This window comes from Leifsonia naganoensis, from assembly GCF_013410615.1.
Classification (GTDB): Bacteria; Actinomycetota; Actinomycetes; order Actinomycetales; family Microbacteriaceae; genus Leifsonia; species Leifsonia aquatica.
Map to the genome: position 1 here is coordinate 3,884,996 of NZ_JACCHJ010000001.1, position 13,213 is coordinate 3,898,208.

14 protein-coding genes are annotated in these 13,213 nt (G+C 70.6%); 2 read left to right on the top strand and 12 right to left on the bottom strand.

Annotation, left to right across the window (positions count from 1 at the left end; genetic code table 11):
- Positions 1-60: 60 nt before the first annotated feature.
- From HNR14_RS18705 to hrcA, 12 genes are all read right to left on the bottom strand, one after another.
- On the bottom strand, positions 61-1,494 hold the full coding sequence (locus tag HNR14_RS18705; protein WP_343064538.1) for an ABC transporter permease: 1,434 nt from the start codon (positions 1,492-1,494) through the stop codon (positions 61-63).
- Positions 1,491-2,243: an ABC transporter ATP-binding protein gene (locus tag HNR14_RS18710; RefSeq protein ID WP_179702187.1), complete on the bottom strand. Its 753-nt coding sequence runs from the start codon at positions 2,241-2,243 to the stop codon at positions 1,491-1,493. The genes HNR14_RS18705 and HNR14_RS18710 overlap by 4 nt, the downstream gene beginning before the upstream one ends.
- A gap of 80 nt (positions 2,244-2,323) precedes the next feature.
- The gene (locus HNR14_RS18715) at positions 2,324-3,016 is read right to left on the bottom strand and encodes a response regulator (RefSeq protein WP_179702188.1); all 693 of its coding nucleotides are present in this window, start codon (positions 3,014-3,016) and stop codon (positions 2,324-2,326) included.
- Complete coding sequence (locus HNR14_RS18720; RefSeq protein ID WP_179702189.1) at positions 3,013-4,893, bottom strand: sensor histidine kinase; 1,881 nt, start codon at positions 4,891-4,893, stop codon at positions 3,013-3,015. The genes HNR14_RS18715 and HNR14_RS18720 overlap by 4 nt, the downstream gene beginning before the upstream one ends.
- A gap of 76 nt (positions 4,894-4,969) precedes the next feature.
- Positions 4,970-5,863 (bottom strand): GTPase Era, encoded by an 894-nt coding sequence (gene era, locus HNR14_RS18725; RefSeq protein WP_179702190.1) that lies wholly within the window; start codon positions 5,861-5,863, stop codon positions 4,970-4,972.
- Positions 5,860-7,206: a hemolysin family protein gene (locus HNR14_RS18730; RefSeq protein WP_021757120.1), complete on the bottom strand. Its 1,347-nt coding sequence runs from the start codon at positions 7,204-7,206 to the stop codon at positions 5,860-5,862. The genes era and HNR14_RS18730 overlap by 4 nt, the downstream gene beginning before the upstream one ends.
- A gap of 8 nt (positions 7,207-7,214) precedes the next feature.
- Positions 7,215-7,676 (bottom strand): rRNA maturation RNase YbeY, encoded by a 462-nt coding sequence (gene ybeY / locus HNR14_RS18735; protein ID WP_021757122.1) that lies wholly within the window; start codon positions 7,674-7,676, stop codon positions 7,215-7,217.
- A gap of 7 nt (positions 7,677-7,683) precedes the next feature.
- The gene (locus HNR14_RS18740) at positions 7,684-8,757 is read right to left on the bottom strand and encodes a PhoH family protein (RefSeq protein ID WP_179702747.1); all 1,074 of its coding nucleotides are present in this window, start codon (positions 8,755-8,757) and stop codon (positions 7,684-7,686) included.
- A 7-nt stretch (positions 8,758-8,764) separates the two neighbouring features.
- A complete protein-coding gene (locus HNR14_RS18745) occupies positions 8,765-9,127 on the bottom strand; it encodes a histidine triad nucleotide-binding protein (RefSeq protein WP_039920889.1) in 363 nt (120 codons plus the stop codon).
- Between the two features lie 32 nt (positions 9,128-9,159).
- On the bottom strand, positions 9,160-9,888 hold the full coding sequence (locus tag HNR14_RS18750; RefSeq protein WP_179702191.1) for a 16S rRNA (uracil(1498)-N(3))-methyltransferase: 729 nt from the start codon (positions 9,886-9,888) through the stop codon (positions 9,160-9,162).
- A 4-nt stretch (positions 9,889-9,892) separates the two neighbouring features.
- Positions 9,893-11,011 (bottom strand): molecular chaperone DnaJ, encoded by a 1,119-nt coding sequence (gene dnaJ, locus HNR14_RS18755; protein ID WP_179702192.1) that lies wholly within the window; start codon positions 11,009-11,011, stop codon positions 9,893-9,895.
- A gap of 30 nt (positions 11,012-11,041) precedes the next feature.
- Positions 11,042-12,061: a heat-inducible transcriptional repressor HrcA gene (gene hrcA / locus HNR14_RS18760; RefSeq protein WP_021757462.1), complete on the bottom strand. Its 1,020-nt coding sequence runs from the start codon at positions 12,059-12,061 to the stop codon at positions 11,042-11,044.
- 162 nt (positions 12,062-12,223) lie between these two features.
- Between hrcA and HNR14_RS18765 the strand changes: the two genes are divergently transcribed.
- Complete coding sequence (locus tag HNR14_RS18765; protein WP_021757460.1) at positions 12,224-12,706, top strand: DUF4870 domain-containing protein; 483 nt, start codon at positions 12,224-12,226, stop codon at positions 12,704-12,706.
- Positions 12,707-12,830: 124 nt separating this feature from the next.
- Positions 12,831-13,211, top strand: a complete 381-nt coding sequence (locus HNR14_RS18770; protein WP_039920926.1) for a DUF4870 domain-containing protein — start codon at positions 12,831-12,833, stop codon at positions 13,209-13,211.
- The last annotated feature ends 2 nt before the right edge of the window (positions 13,212-13,213 follow it).

Consider the following 13,213-nt stretch of genomic DNA (forward strand, 5'->3'; position numbering starts at 1 on the left):
ATCCGGGGCACAGGTGGTGCAGGGCTGGAGCAGTGCTCAGGTTCAGGGAATTCGGAGGGGCTAGTCGACGGCGAGGGCGGCGACCGGGGTGATCCGCGTGGCCCGGCGCGTCGGCGCCAGCGACGCGAGCACGGCGAGCACGGCTCCCGCTCCTGCCACCAGCGCGAGGTACGCCCACGGCAGCACCGGGATGACGAACCCGCCACCCGGGATGCCGGCGAGCAGCGACTGTGCACCGGCCCAGCCGTACACGCATCCCAGCAGCAGCCCGGTGACCACGCCCGCGACGGTGATCTGCACGCTCTCGGACAGGATCATCCGGCGCACCTGCCCGCCGGTGAAGCCCAGCGCGCGCAGGAGGCCGAGTTCGCGCGCCCGCTGGAGCACGCTGAGGGCCAGGCTGTTGACGACCCCGACCGCCGCGATCACGGCGGAGAAGCCGACGAGCACGCTGAAGACCACCATCGTGACGGTGAGGATATTCTCAACCCCCGCGTAGGCCTCGGGCTCCGATGCGGCGGCACGGTGGATCATCTCCAGCCACGACTGCGCGGCGACGACGAACATCGTGACGAGGGTCACCCCGATGACGAGCCCGATCGCCGTGCGCGAGCTGCGCTCCGGGTTCCGCATCGCGTTGGCGGCGGCGAGCCGCGAGGCCGCACCGCGTCCGAGCACCATCCCGACGCCGCGCAGGACGACGGGCAGGAAGATCGGGCCGGCGAGCACGATGCCCGTGAACGACAGGATGCCGCCCGGCAGCGCGACGAGCACGCCGTACGGTCCGAGTCCGGCGAGAGCGCCAACGCCCGCGAAGGTGCCGAGGCCCAAGAGCACGCCGAGCGCGAGCAGCGCCGCCCCGAGGGCGATGAGCACGAGGGCGACGACCGCGCGGCCGCGGCTGCGGACGGCCGCGGCCGGACGCTCCTGCGCGGCGCCCAGCGCCTGCACCGGCGAGACGCTCAGCACCCGCCTGCTGCCGATCCACGACGCGAGCCAGGTCGTGAGCACGACGACGATCACCGGGACGAGCAGGGACGGGGTGAGAACCGGATACGGCACATCCGGGAGCGGTCCGGTGAGCGTGAGCAGGCGCGTGGCGAGCAGGGACAGCGCAGCCGCTCCCGCTCCCCCGGCGACTGCGCCGATGACTCCGACGGCGAAGCCCTCGCCGGCGACGGACCGGCGCTGCGCCTGCGCGCTCGACCCGATCAGCCGCAGGAGGGCGATCGTGCGGGTGCGGCCGGCGATGATCGTCGCGAAGGTGTTGGTCGTGACGATCGCGCCGACGTAGACCGCGATGACGAAGAAGATGCCGGACACGACCGAGAGCGCGATCTGGACGGTCGTGCTCTCGCCGAAGTCGCTGGCCGCGATGTACGCGCTGAGCACGTTCGTGCACGCGAGGAGGGCGACGCCGAACGCGGAGCTCAACGCCGCGACGAGGATGCTCGCGCGGTGCTCGCGCGCGTTGGCACGGAACGCCCGGATCACGCGAGCGCCTCCATCCCGAGCATGTAGGCGGAGATCTCCTCGGCCGACGAGCGTTCCCGCTCGGCGACCACACGGCCGTCGGCGAGGAAGACGATGCGGTCGGCGAAACTGGCGGCGACGGGATCGTGCGTCACCATGGCGATGCTCTGGCCGTAGGTGTGGGCCGCCTCCCGCAGCACCGCCAGCACCTCGCGCCCGGTGCGCGAGTCGAGGTTGCCGGTCGGCTCGTCCGCGAAGATCAGGTCGGGCCGGGTCGCCAGCGCCCGCGCGATCGCGACCCGCTGCTGCTGCCCGCCCGAGAGCTCGTGCGGCCGGTGCGTCAGGCGAGCCCCGAGGCCGAGCGACTCGACCAGGTGGTCGATCCACTCGCGCTGCGGCGGCGTCGGCTTGCGCCCGTCGAGCTCGAACGGCAGCAGGATGTTGCCCTGCACGTCGAGCGTCGGCACGAGGTTGAACGACTGGAACACGAAGCCCACGCGGCGCCGCCGCAGGAGGGTCAGCTCCCGGTCCGGCATCGCGGTGATCTCGGTGTCGCCGAGGAAGACGCGCCCGCTGGTCACGGTGTCGAGCCCGGCCATCACGTGCATGAGCGTGGACTTGCCCGAACCGCTCGGCCCCATGATGGCGGTGAACCGGCCGGCGGGGATCCCGATGGTCACGCCGTCGAGCGCGGCCACCCGGCCGGCCCCCGATCCGTAGGTCTTCGTCGCCGCTTCGACGCGGGCGACGGGAGCAGTGGTCTCAGTCATACCTCCACGCTAGGAAGGCGCGGCCGCCGGCGGATCGCGCTGGGGACCCATCCGCCATCCCTCCGGAGGATGATTCGCGGCTACGCCCCCGCGCCCCCGGTCAACCCGTGCTCGAACGCGTAGACCACCATCTGCACGCGGTCGCGCAGGCCGAGCTTGGACAGGATGCGGCTGATGTGGGTCTTGACCGTCGCCTCGCTGAGGAACTCGGAGCCGGCGATCTCGGCGTTGCTGAGGCCGCGCGCGGCGAGCACGAAGATCTCGCGCTCGCGGGCGGTGAGGGTGGCGAACTCGACGGGCTGCGGGCGTTCGGCCCGGCCTTCGGAGAAGTACTGGAAGAGTTCGCGGGTGGCGCCGGCGGCGATCACCGCACTTCCCGCGTGGACCGTGCGGATCGCGGCGAGCAGGAACTCCGGCTCGGCGTCCTTGAGCACGAACCCGCTCGCGCCGGCGCGGATCGCACGGGCAGCGGCCTCGTCGAGGTCGAAGGTGGTCAGCACGACGATGCGGGGCGGCGTGCGCCCCTCCCGCTCCGCCTCGGCGATGATCGTGCCGGTGGCGGCGATGCCGTCCATGACAGGCATGCGGATGTCCATGAGCACGACGTCCGGTGCGGCGGTGCGGGCCAGTTCGACGCCCTCCTGGCCGTTCGCGGCCTCGCCGACGAAGGCGAGGTCGGGCTGGGACGACACGAGCATCCGCACACCCGCGCGGAACAGCGCCTGGTCGTCGACCAGGAGCACGCGGATCGGCGCATTCTCGCCGCCGGTCACGCGGCTCCTCCGGCCGGGAGGAAGGCCGAGACGACGAAGACGCCGTCGGCCGGCCCCGCCGAGAGCGTGCCGCCGGCGAGGGAGGCGCGTTCCCGCATCCCGGGCAGGCCGTGCCCGATGCGCGGGAGCATCCCGGTCGAGGACTGTTCGGTGGACGGGTGCTTCATGGTGTTCCTCACGGTGATGACGATGCCCGGTCCGCCGTCGGCGGGAGCGGCCTCGGCCAGGACGACGATGGCGGGCTGGGAGGTGTCGCCGTGCCGGAGCGCGTTGGTGAGCGCCTCCTGCACGATGCGGTACGCGGCGATCTGCTGCGCGGAGCCGAGCCCGTCGTGCGAGCCGATCCGCTCGAGCACGACGGGCAGGCCGGCCGCGCGGATCTGATCGACCGTCTGGACGACGTCGTCGAGCCCCGGCTGCGGGCCCTCCGGCTGCGACTGCCGCAGTTCGGCGAGCAGGATGCGCACGTCGCCGAGCGCGGAGCGGGCCGTCGCAGCGATGGTCGTCAGCGCTTGGTCGACCGCCTCCGGGTCGGCGTGCCGCGCATAGCGGGCGCCGTCGGCCTGCGCGATCACGACCGCGAGGGAGTGGGCGACGACGTCGTGCATGTCGCGCGCGATGCGCGTGCGCTCCTGCTCGACGACGACGACCTCCTCCGCCCGGTTGCGGTCGAGCTCGGCGATCGTCTGGGCGTAGCGCGAGAACCGCGCCGCGCGCCAGGTGCGCATGAGCAGGCCGAGCACCCAGGACAGTCCGAGGACCGTCGCGCTGACGACGAACAGGAACGCGAACTGCAGGGCGATGCTCGTGATCGCCGACGACAGCAGATCGAAGTAGCCCTGGGCGAGCGCGGCCGTCACCGACAGGTAGAGCGCGGCGACCAGGGCGCCGAGACCGGAGGACACCAGACCGACCCACCGCACGACCCTGTCGCCGTACGCACCCGTCGCGTAGAGCACCAGCAGCACACCGAGGTCGCTCGCCAGGATGGTGTTGCCCGTCGTCATCTGGATGACGGCGGCCAGCCAGGCGAAAGAGAGCGCGACGGCCGGGGACATGCGCCGCAAGGCGACAGCCACGGTGAACACGGCGAGCACGACCACGCCGGAGCGGCTGCCGTCGAGGGTGGCGCCGAACACGTTCGCCGAGTCGATCAGCAGGCACACCACCGCGAACGCCGCCGCGCCGGCGATATCGAAGGTCAGCTCCGTGCGGCTGAGGCGCCGTACGAGCCGGGGCCGGTCCGGATCCTCCTCGGTCACGGTCGCCCCGCCCGACGAGGCGAGCCAGACCAGCACCGATCCGCGCTGGGTCTGCCCGCCCGTCGTGGCTCCGGCCGGCTCGAACGCGCGCTGGCGGGCGACGAGGTAACCGAGCAGCCAGGCGATCAGGAAGGCGACGATCATCAGGAGGCTCATGAGCAGCAGCCCGACGCCCTGGCTCGTGTAGTACCCGGCGATCACCGGCCCGAACTGCAGGAACTTGAGCTCGCCGCGCACCGTGAACAGGTACGCCATCGCCGGCCCGAGCAGGATCGCCGAGCCGAACGCGAACCAGCGGAGCACCCGCCCGCCGTGGGCCGCGATCCCGAAGACCGTGGCGAACACCGCGACGCTGCCGATCACGCGGAAGGCGCCCGGCAACGGATCGGGCTCGGTCAGCTCCAGCAGGATGGCGACCCACACGATCCCGAGCGCCACACCCGGGAGCACCCGCGACAGGGCGACGGCCGCGCAGTAGAACAGCACGGCGAGCCCCGAGAGAGCGGTCGGCAGACCGGCCAGCAGCCACGAGACGAACAGCAGCACCGCGACGGCGGGCTCCAGCACCCAGCGGTGCGGCGCGAGCGCGCTCAGGAGGCGGGTGCGGTCGGGCATGCCTCTACGGTACGGTCCCGGCCGCGCCGGAGCCGCATCCTGACGCGCGAATCATCCTCCGGATGTACGGCGCGCGTCAGAAGCCGAGACGCCCCAGCTGCTTCGGGTCGCGCTGCCAGTCCTTCGCGACCTTCACGCGGATCGACAGGAAGACGTGGCGTCCGAGCAGCGCCTCGATCGGCACCCGCGCGGCCGCTCCGACATCCCGCAGGCGGCTGCCGCCCTTGCCGATGACGATGGCCTTCTGGCTGTCGCGCTCGACGAACAGGTTGGCGTAGACCTCCACGAGGTCCTTGTCGTCGCGCTCCACGATGTCGTCGATCGTGACGGCGAGCGAGTGCGGGAGCTCGTCCTGCACGCCCTCCAGCACGGCCTCGCGGATGTACTCCGAGATGCGGTCCTCGAGGCCCTCATCGGTGATCGCGTCCTCCGGGTAGAGCGGGCCGGGCGACGACGGGAGCAGCTTCATGAGCTCGCCCGTGAGGGTGTCGAGCTGGATGGCGCTGGTGGCGGAGATCGGCACGATGGCCTCCCACTCCCGCAGCTCCGCGAGGGCGAGCAGCTGCTGCGCGACCTGCGGGCGGCTCGCCTTGTCGATCTTGGTGACGATCGCGACCTTCTTCGCCGACGGGTAGTCGTCGAGCTGCTCGTTGATGAAGCGGTCCCCCGGGCCGATCTTCTCGTCGGCGGGCACGCAGAACCCGATCACGTCCACATCGCCGAGCGTCGACTGCACGAGCGTGTTGAGACGCTCGCCGAGCAGGGTGCGGGGGCGGTGGATGCCGGGGGTGTCGACCAGGATGAGCTGGCCGTTCTTCTGGTGCACGATGCCGCGGATGGCGCGGCGGGTCGTCTGCGGCTTCGAGCTGGTGATCGCCACCTTCTCGCCCACGAGGGCGTTGGTGAGCGTGGACTTCCCGACGTTCGGGCGGCCGACGAACGACACGAATCCGGCGTGGTACTCGGTCACGGGCGTACTTCTTTCTCGTGTCTGTCGTGCTTCTGGCGCTTCTCGTCCGACCGGTGCGCGAGCACGCGGTCGTCGGGCGCCGGGAGGAGCGCGGTGTCGCGCTCGACCAGGACGGTGCTGACGTGCTTGTGGCGGCCCTCGATGCGGTCGACCGTGAACCGGAGCCCCTCGATCGACACCGTCGAGCCGACCTCGGGCAGACGGCCCAGGGCCTTGGCGATGAGGCCGCCGACGCTGTCGACGTCGTCGTCGTCGATCTCCAGGTCGAACAGCTCGCCCAGGTCGTCGAGCGGGAGGCGCGTCGCGATGCGGTAGCGGCCCTCGCCGAGCGGCTGGACCAGCTCGACCTCGTGGTCGTACTCGTCGGAGATGTCGCCCACGAGCTCCTCGATGAGGTCCTCCAGGGTGACGAGGCCCGCGATACCGCCGTACTCGTCGACGACCATCGCCAGGTGGTTCGACTCCCGCTGCATCTCGCGCAGCAGGGCGTCCGCCTTCTGCGACTCCGGGACGAAGAGCGCCGGGCGGGCGATCTCCCCCATCGTCAGCTCGTCGGCGCCGAGCGGGCGCTCGAAGCTGAGCTTGGCGACATCCCGCAGGTAGAGCACGCCGACGACCTCGTCGGGATCGCCGTCGATGACAGGCATGCGCGAGACGCCCTTGCTGAAGAACAGGCCCATCGCCGTGCCGAGACCCGCCGACGTGTCGAGGGCGATCATGTCGGTGCGCGGGATCATCACCTCGCGCACGACCGTGTCGCTGAACTCGAAGATCGAGTGGATGAGCTCCCGGTCGTCCTCCTCGAGCACGTCGAACTCGGCGGCCTCGTCGACGATGCTGAGCAGCTGCTCCTCGCTCGTGACCGGCGCCGAACGCGCGCGGGACGGCGTCACCCGGTTGCCGAGCGCGACCAGTCCGCCCGGGATGGGGCCGAGCACGACGCGCACGAAGCGCACGAGCCCCGCCGTGGTGCGCAGCAGCACGGTCGAGTTGGCGCGTCCCACGCTGCGCGGGCTGACGCCGACCAGCACGAACGACACGCCCGTCATGATGAGCGCGGCGAGGATCAGCGAGATCCACCACTCGTCGAAGATCTGCTCGAAGGCGAGCGTGACGAGCACGGCGGCCGTGGTCTCCGCGATGATGCGGCTGAAGTTGACCGCGTTCAGGTACGGGCCCGGGTCCTCCGAGATCGCCAGCAGCGCCTTCTTCGACCGGGAGGTCTCCGCCAAGTCGGCGATGTCACCGCGCGACTGCACCCCGAGGGCGGAGTCGACGGCGGCCATCAGACCGCCGAAGGCGACGAGGACGAACGCGACGATGAAGAACAGCGCCGGGAGCATCGTGCCTCCTAGCGCTGTCGGTCGTAGCGGGCGAAGCCCACCAGGATGTCGCGCTGGATCCCGAACATCTCGCGCTCCTCGGCCGGCTCCGCGTGGTCGAAGCCCAGCAGGTGCAGGATGCCGTGGGTCGTCAGCAGGAGCAGCTCGTCCATCAGGGTGTGCCCGGCCGTCTCGGCCTGCACCTGCGCCACCTGCGGGCAGAGCACGACGTCGCCGAGCAGCCCGGCGGGCGACGGCTCCTCCTCGGTGCCGGGACGCAGCTCGTCCATCGGGAAGCTGAGGACGTCGGTGGGGCCGGGCTCGTCCATCCACTGCACGTGCAGCTGCTCCATCGCGGCCTCGTCGACGAGCACGATCGCGAGCTCGGCGTCGGGGTGGACGTGCATGATGTCGAACGCGTACGCGGCGAGGCGCTGGAGCGCGGCCTCGTCCACCTCGATCGCGGACTCGTTGTTGATCTCGATGCTCATGGCGGCCCTATCGTCGCTTCGGGAGGTGGTCGCGCGCCGCACCGCGGCGCTCGGCGCGGTTGGCGAACTCGGCGGCCTTCTCGCGCTCGTACAGACGCGCCTGCTGCTTGGCGTCGTACTCGGTGTACGCGTCGACGATTCGGCCGACCAGGGTGTGGCGCACGACGTCCTCGCTGGTCAGCTGCGCGAAGTGGATGTCGTCGACGCCCTTGAGCACGCGCGTCACGAGCCGCAGACCGCTCGCCGCGTTCGGGAGGTCGATCTGCGTGATGTCGCCCGTTACAACCATCTGCGAGCCGAAGCCCAGCCGGGTGAGGAACATCTTCATCTGCTCGGGCGTCGTGTTCTGCGCCTCGTCGAGGATGATGAACGAGTCGTTCAGGGTCCGGCCGCGCATGTAGGCGAGCGGGGCGACCTCGATCGTGCCGGCCGCGAGCAGCTTGGGCACGAGCTCCGGATCCATCATCTCGTTGAGCGCGTCGTACAGGGGGCGGAGGTAGGGGTCGATCTTGTCCGTGAGCGTGCCGGGCAGGTAGCCGAGGCGCTCCCCGGCCTCGACGGCCGGACGCGTCAGGATGATGCGGTTGACCTCCTTGCGCTGGAGGGCCTGCACCGCCTTCGCCATCGCGAGGTACGTCTTGCCCGTTCCGGCCGGGCCGATGCCGAACACGATGGTGCTCTCGTCGATCGCGTCGACGTACTTCTTCTGCCCGAGCGTCTTGGGCCGGATGGTCTTGCCGCGCGTGGTCAGGATCGCCTGGCCCAGCACGTCCGCGAGACTCGTGGCGTTGTCGTTGTCGAGGATCTTGGCCGACGTGGTGACCTCGGCCGGGCTGATGTCCTGCCCGTTGCGGACGAGCTGCAGCAGCTCCTCCAGCAGCCGCCGGGCGGCCTCCACCTGCGTCGCGTCGCCGCTCAAGGTGATCTCGTTGCCGCGCACGTGCACGCTGACGAGCGGGTACTGCCGCTCCAGCGTGGTCAGGAGCCGGTCTTGCGGCCCGAGCAGACGGACCATCTGGACGCCGTCGACGTGCAGACGCGCCTCGGCGGCCCCGTTCGACGCGGCGCCCGCCTCGGGCATCGGTTCGCTAGTCGGCAAGGCTTCCTTCCTCGAGCGACCCGCCGGGGCCGGCGCTCAGTACGTGGGCGTGCACGTGGAACACGGTCTGTCCCGCGCCCGCACCGGTGTTGAAGACCAATCGGAAGTCGCCTCCCGCCTCGGCGGCGAGGCGCTTCGCGACGGACACGATCTCGGCGAGGAGCGCGGGGTCGCCGGCGGCGAGCTCCGTCACGTCGCGGTACTGCTCGGTCTTGGGGACGACGAGGAGGTGCACCGGCGCCTTGGGCGCGATGTCGCGGAACGCGATGATGCGCTCGCCGTCGTAGACGATGTCGGCCGGGATCTCGCCCGCGACGATGCGCGAGAAGATCGAGGGCTGTGCGCTTTCCATGGAGTCCATCCTATTCGCCCGCCCTGAGGGGTCTACCAGCGACCGAGCGAGGCGTTCAGCACGGCGAGGGCCGCGGGGCCGGCCGTGGAGGTGCGGAGCACCGTGTCGCCGAGGCGCACGATGCGGGCGCCCGCGGCGCGGAGCACCTCCAGCTCGCCCGGGGCGATGCCGCCCTCGGGGCCCACGACGAGCACGAGCTCGCGCTCGCCGGGGGTGAAGGCCGTCAACGCCGAGTCCCCCGTCGGCTCCAGCACCAGCACGTCCGCGCCGTCGGCGAGATCGGCGACCTGCGCCGTCGTGGCCAGCTCCCCCACCTCGGGCACCCACGCGCGGATCGACTGCTTGGCCGCCTCCCGCACGATCGTCGACCAGCGGTCACGGCCCTTCGCGACCTTCGCGCCTTCCCAACGGGAGACGGATCGCGACGCGGACCAGGGGACGACACGGTCGACGCCGAGTTCCGTCGCCGCCTGGATCGCGAGCTCGTCGCGGTCGCCCTTGGCCAGCGCCTGGACCAGCGTGATGCGCGGGGCGGGCGGCTCCTCCTGCCGGACCGAAGCGACCTCGATCGTGAGCTCAGCGCCCGTCGCGACGACGACGTCGCCCGACGCGACCAGGCCGCGGCCGTTGCCGATCGACACCGTCTGCCCCGGGCGCGTCCGGTTCACGGTCGCCGCGTGCTTGGCCTCGGGGCCGGTCAGGGTCAACCGCGCGCCGACCTCGGCCGCCTCGAGGTCCTCCCGCAGATAGAGCGAGCTCATCGGGTCAGAAGTTCAGGAACCGGTCGCGGAGCTTGGCGAAGAGCCCCTGCTGGAAGCGTGCGAGCGACGGCTCCACCGAGTGGTGCGTCGCCGCGAACTTCTTGATGAGCTCCTTCTCCTTGTGGTCGAGCTTCGTCGGCGTGACCACCTGGATGCCGACCTTCAGATCGCCGCGGCCGCTGCCGCGCAGGTGCGTGATGCCGCGGTCTTTGACCGTCACGATGTCCGCGCTCTGCGTCCCGGCCTTCAGCTCGAGCCGGATGTCGCCGTCGAGCGCCTTCACCGAGGCGGTCGTGCCGAGGATCGCATCCACCATCGACACCTCGAGGGTGCAGAGGAGGTCGTCGCCATCGCGACTGAAGACGTCGTGGTGCTTGACCTTGATCTCGAGGTAGAGGTCGCCGTTCGGGCCGCCCGCGGGGCCGGCCTCGCCGCTGCCCGGCATCTGCAGACGCAGGCCGGTGTCGACGCCGGCGGGGATGTCCACCGGAACGGTGCGACGGGCGCGCACCCGGCCCTGGCCCTGGCAGGTGACGCACGGGGTGGCGATGACGGTGCCGTAGCCGCGGCAGCTGCCGCACGGGCTCGACGTCATCACGTTGCCGAGCAGGGAGCGCACGGAGCGCTGGATGCTGCCGGTGCCGTGGCAGATGTCGCAGGTGACCGGCGCGGTGCCGGGCTGGCAGCAGGAGCCGTTGCAGGTCTCGCAGACGACGGCGGTGTCCACCTCGAGGTCGCGGTGGGTGCCGAAGACGACCTCGTCGAGGTCGATCTCCACGCGCAGCAGGGCGTCCTGCCCGCGCTCGCGCCGGGAGCGGGGGCCGCGGGAGGCTCCCCCTCCTCCCCCGAAGAACGTCTCGAAGATGTCGCCGAAGCCGGCGAAGTCGCCCTGGCCGCCCCCGCCTCCGCCGAAGCCCGTCGGGCCGCCGAGGTCGTACTGCTGGCGCTGCTTCGGGTCGCTGAGCACGTCGTAGGCGTGCGTGACGAGCTTGAACCGCTCCTGGGCCTCGGAGCTGGGGTTCACGTCCGGGTGCAGCTCGCGCGCGAGCCGGCGGTACGCCTTCTTGATCTCGTCGGGGGTGGCGTTGCGCTCAACGCCCAGTACTTCGTAGTGGTCGGCCACGTAAGGCTGTTCCTTCTCGTTTGTCGTGTTCTAGTCGCCGAGGAGGCGAGAGAGGTAGCGGGCGACCGCGCGGACGGCGGCCATGTTGCCCGAGTAATCCATGCGGAGGGGGCCGAGGAGCCCGATGCGGGCCACGTCGGAGCCGGCGGCGCTGTAGCCGCTGGACAGGATCGACGCCTCGCTCAGCCCGAGGACGGCGTTCTCACGGCCGATGCTGACGGCCACGCCGTGCTGGTCGTGCGCCATCTCGTCGAACAGGCGCAGCAGCACCACCTGCTCCTCGATCGCCTCGAGCACCGGGGTGATCGTGCCGGGGAAGTCGGTCTCGGTGCGGACGAGGTTGGCGGCCCCGGCCATGACGAGACGCTCTTGCCGGTTCGCCGCGATCTGGTCGAGCAAGGCGCTCGCGACCGGCGAGACCAGCTCGCGGGTGCGCTCGGTGAGTGCGTCCGGCAGCTGGCGCAGCCGGGCGGTCGCGTCGGGCAGGGAGAGCCCGGCCGCGGCCCCGTTGATCGCGCCGCGGATCTCGGCGATCTCCTGGTCCGTCAGCGCGGCGTTCAACTCGATGACGCGCTGCTCGACGGCGCCTGAGTCCGTGATCAGCACGCTCAGGAGACGGTGCGGCGCGAGCGACACCAGCTCGATGTGCCGGATGCGCGAGCGAGACACCGACGGGTACTGCACGAGCGCGACCTGGTTGGTCAGCTGCGAGAGCAGGCGGACGGTGCGCGCGAGCACGTCATCCAGATCGATCGACTCGCCGAGGAACGCCTCGATCGCCGTGCGCTGCGCCGTGGTGAGCGGCCGCATCTCGGAGAGGTGGTCGACGAACAGCCGGTAGCCCTTGTCGGTCGGCACGCGCCCGGACGAGGTGTGGGGGGCCGCGATCAGCTCCTCCTCCTCGAGGAGGGCCATGTCGTTGCGGATCGTCGCGGCCGAGACGCCGAACGAGTGCCGCTCGACGATGCTCTTCGAGCCCACCGGCTCGCGGGAGGCGACGTAGTCCTGGACGATCACCCGCAGGACTTCGAGACTGCGCTCGGAGACCATGACACCCTCCCGTCGACCGAATTCACTTAGCACTCAGCGTTCTTGAGTGCTAATCATATCGCGCGAACGGCCGACACGAGTTATTGTCCGCGAGCGCGCGCGGCGGTACCTTATGCGCACCGGGTCGACTCCGTCGCATCCGATCACGAAAGGGCAACACGCATGTCCGACCCGAACCAGCCCGTGGACCCGAACAACGGCGTTCCTCCGCAGCAGCCCTACGGCAACGTGCCGCCGCAGCAGCCGTACGGCGCCGCTCCCCAGCAGCCGTACGCCGCTCCCGCCGCCCCGCTCACCGCCGAGCAGGACAAGCAGTGGGCGTCGTTCGCGCACCTCGGCGGCATCCTCTGGATCCTCCCCTCCCTCATCATCTGGCTGGTCTTCAAGGACCGCGGCGAGAAGACGAACGTGGAGGGCAAGGAGGCGCTCAACTGGCAGATCACCTGGATCATCGCGTGGGTGGCCTCCCAGATCATCGGCATCATCATCGGCGGCTTCACCGTCGGCATCGGCTACCTGCTCTTCGGCCTGCTCGTGCCGTGGGCGCTCTACATCGTGAACCTGGTGTTCTCGATCCTCGGCTTCGTCAAGGTCAACGGAGGAGGCTCGTACCGTTACCCGGTGAACTTCCGCTTCATCAAGTAGCGCGCCGCTTCGGGCTGAAAAGCTCTCGGCTTCTTCTCAGACTCGGGCCTCCGGCCCTAGGCTGTGTGGGTAATCGTCCGCCGATCAGCCCGGGACGCTCCCGGGCTCTTTGCAAGGAGACTCCATGTCCGCAACGCCCCCACCGCCGCCTCAGCAGCCGTACGGAGGCGCCTCTCAGCAGTTGAGCCCCTCCGACGAGAAGCTGTGGGCGACGCTCGTCCACGTCGGCGGGATCCTCTTCGGATGGCTCCCGGCGCTCATCGGGTACCTCGTGCTCAAGGAGCGCGGCCCGTTCGTGCGCTCCCACACCGCCACGGCGCTGAACTTCCAGATCACCCTGTTCATCGGCACCGTGGTCGGCTGGATCACGAGCTTCGTCGTCGTCGGGATCTTCATCCTGCTGGCCGTCTGGGTCGTGAACATCGTCTTCAGCATCATCGCCGCGCTCAAGGCGAACCGCGGCGAGTACTACACGTACCCGATCGCCATCAAGTTCGTGAGCTGACG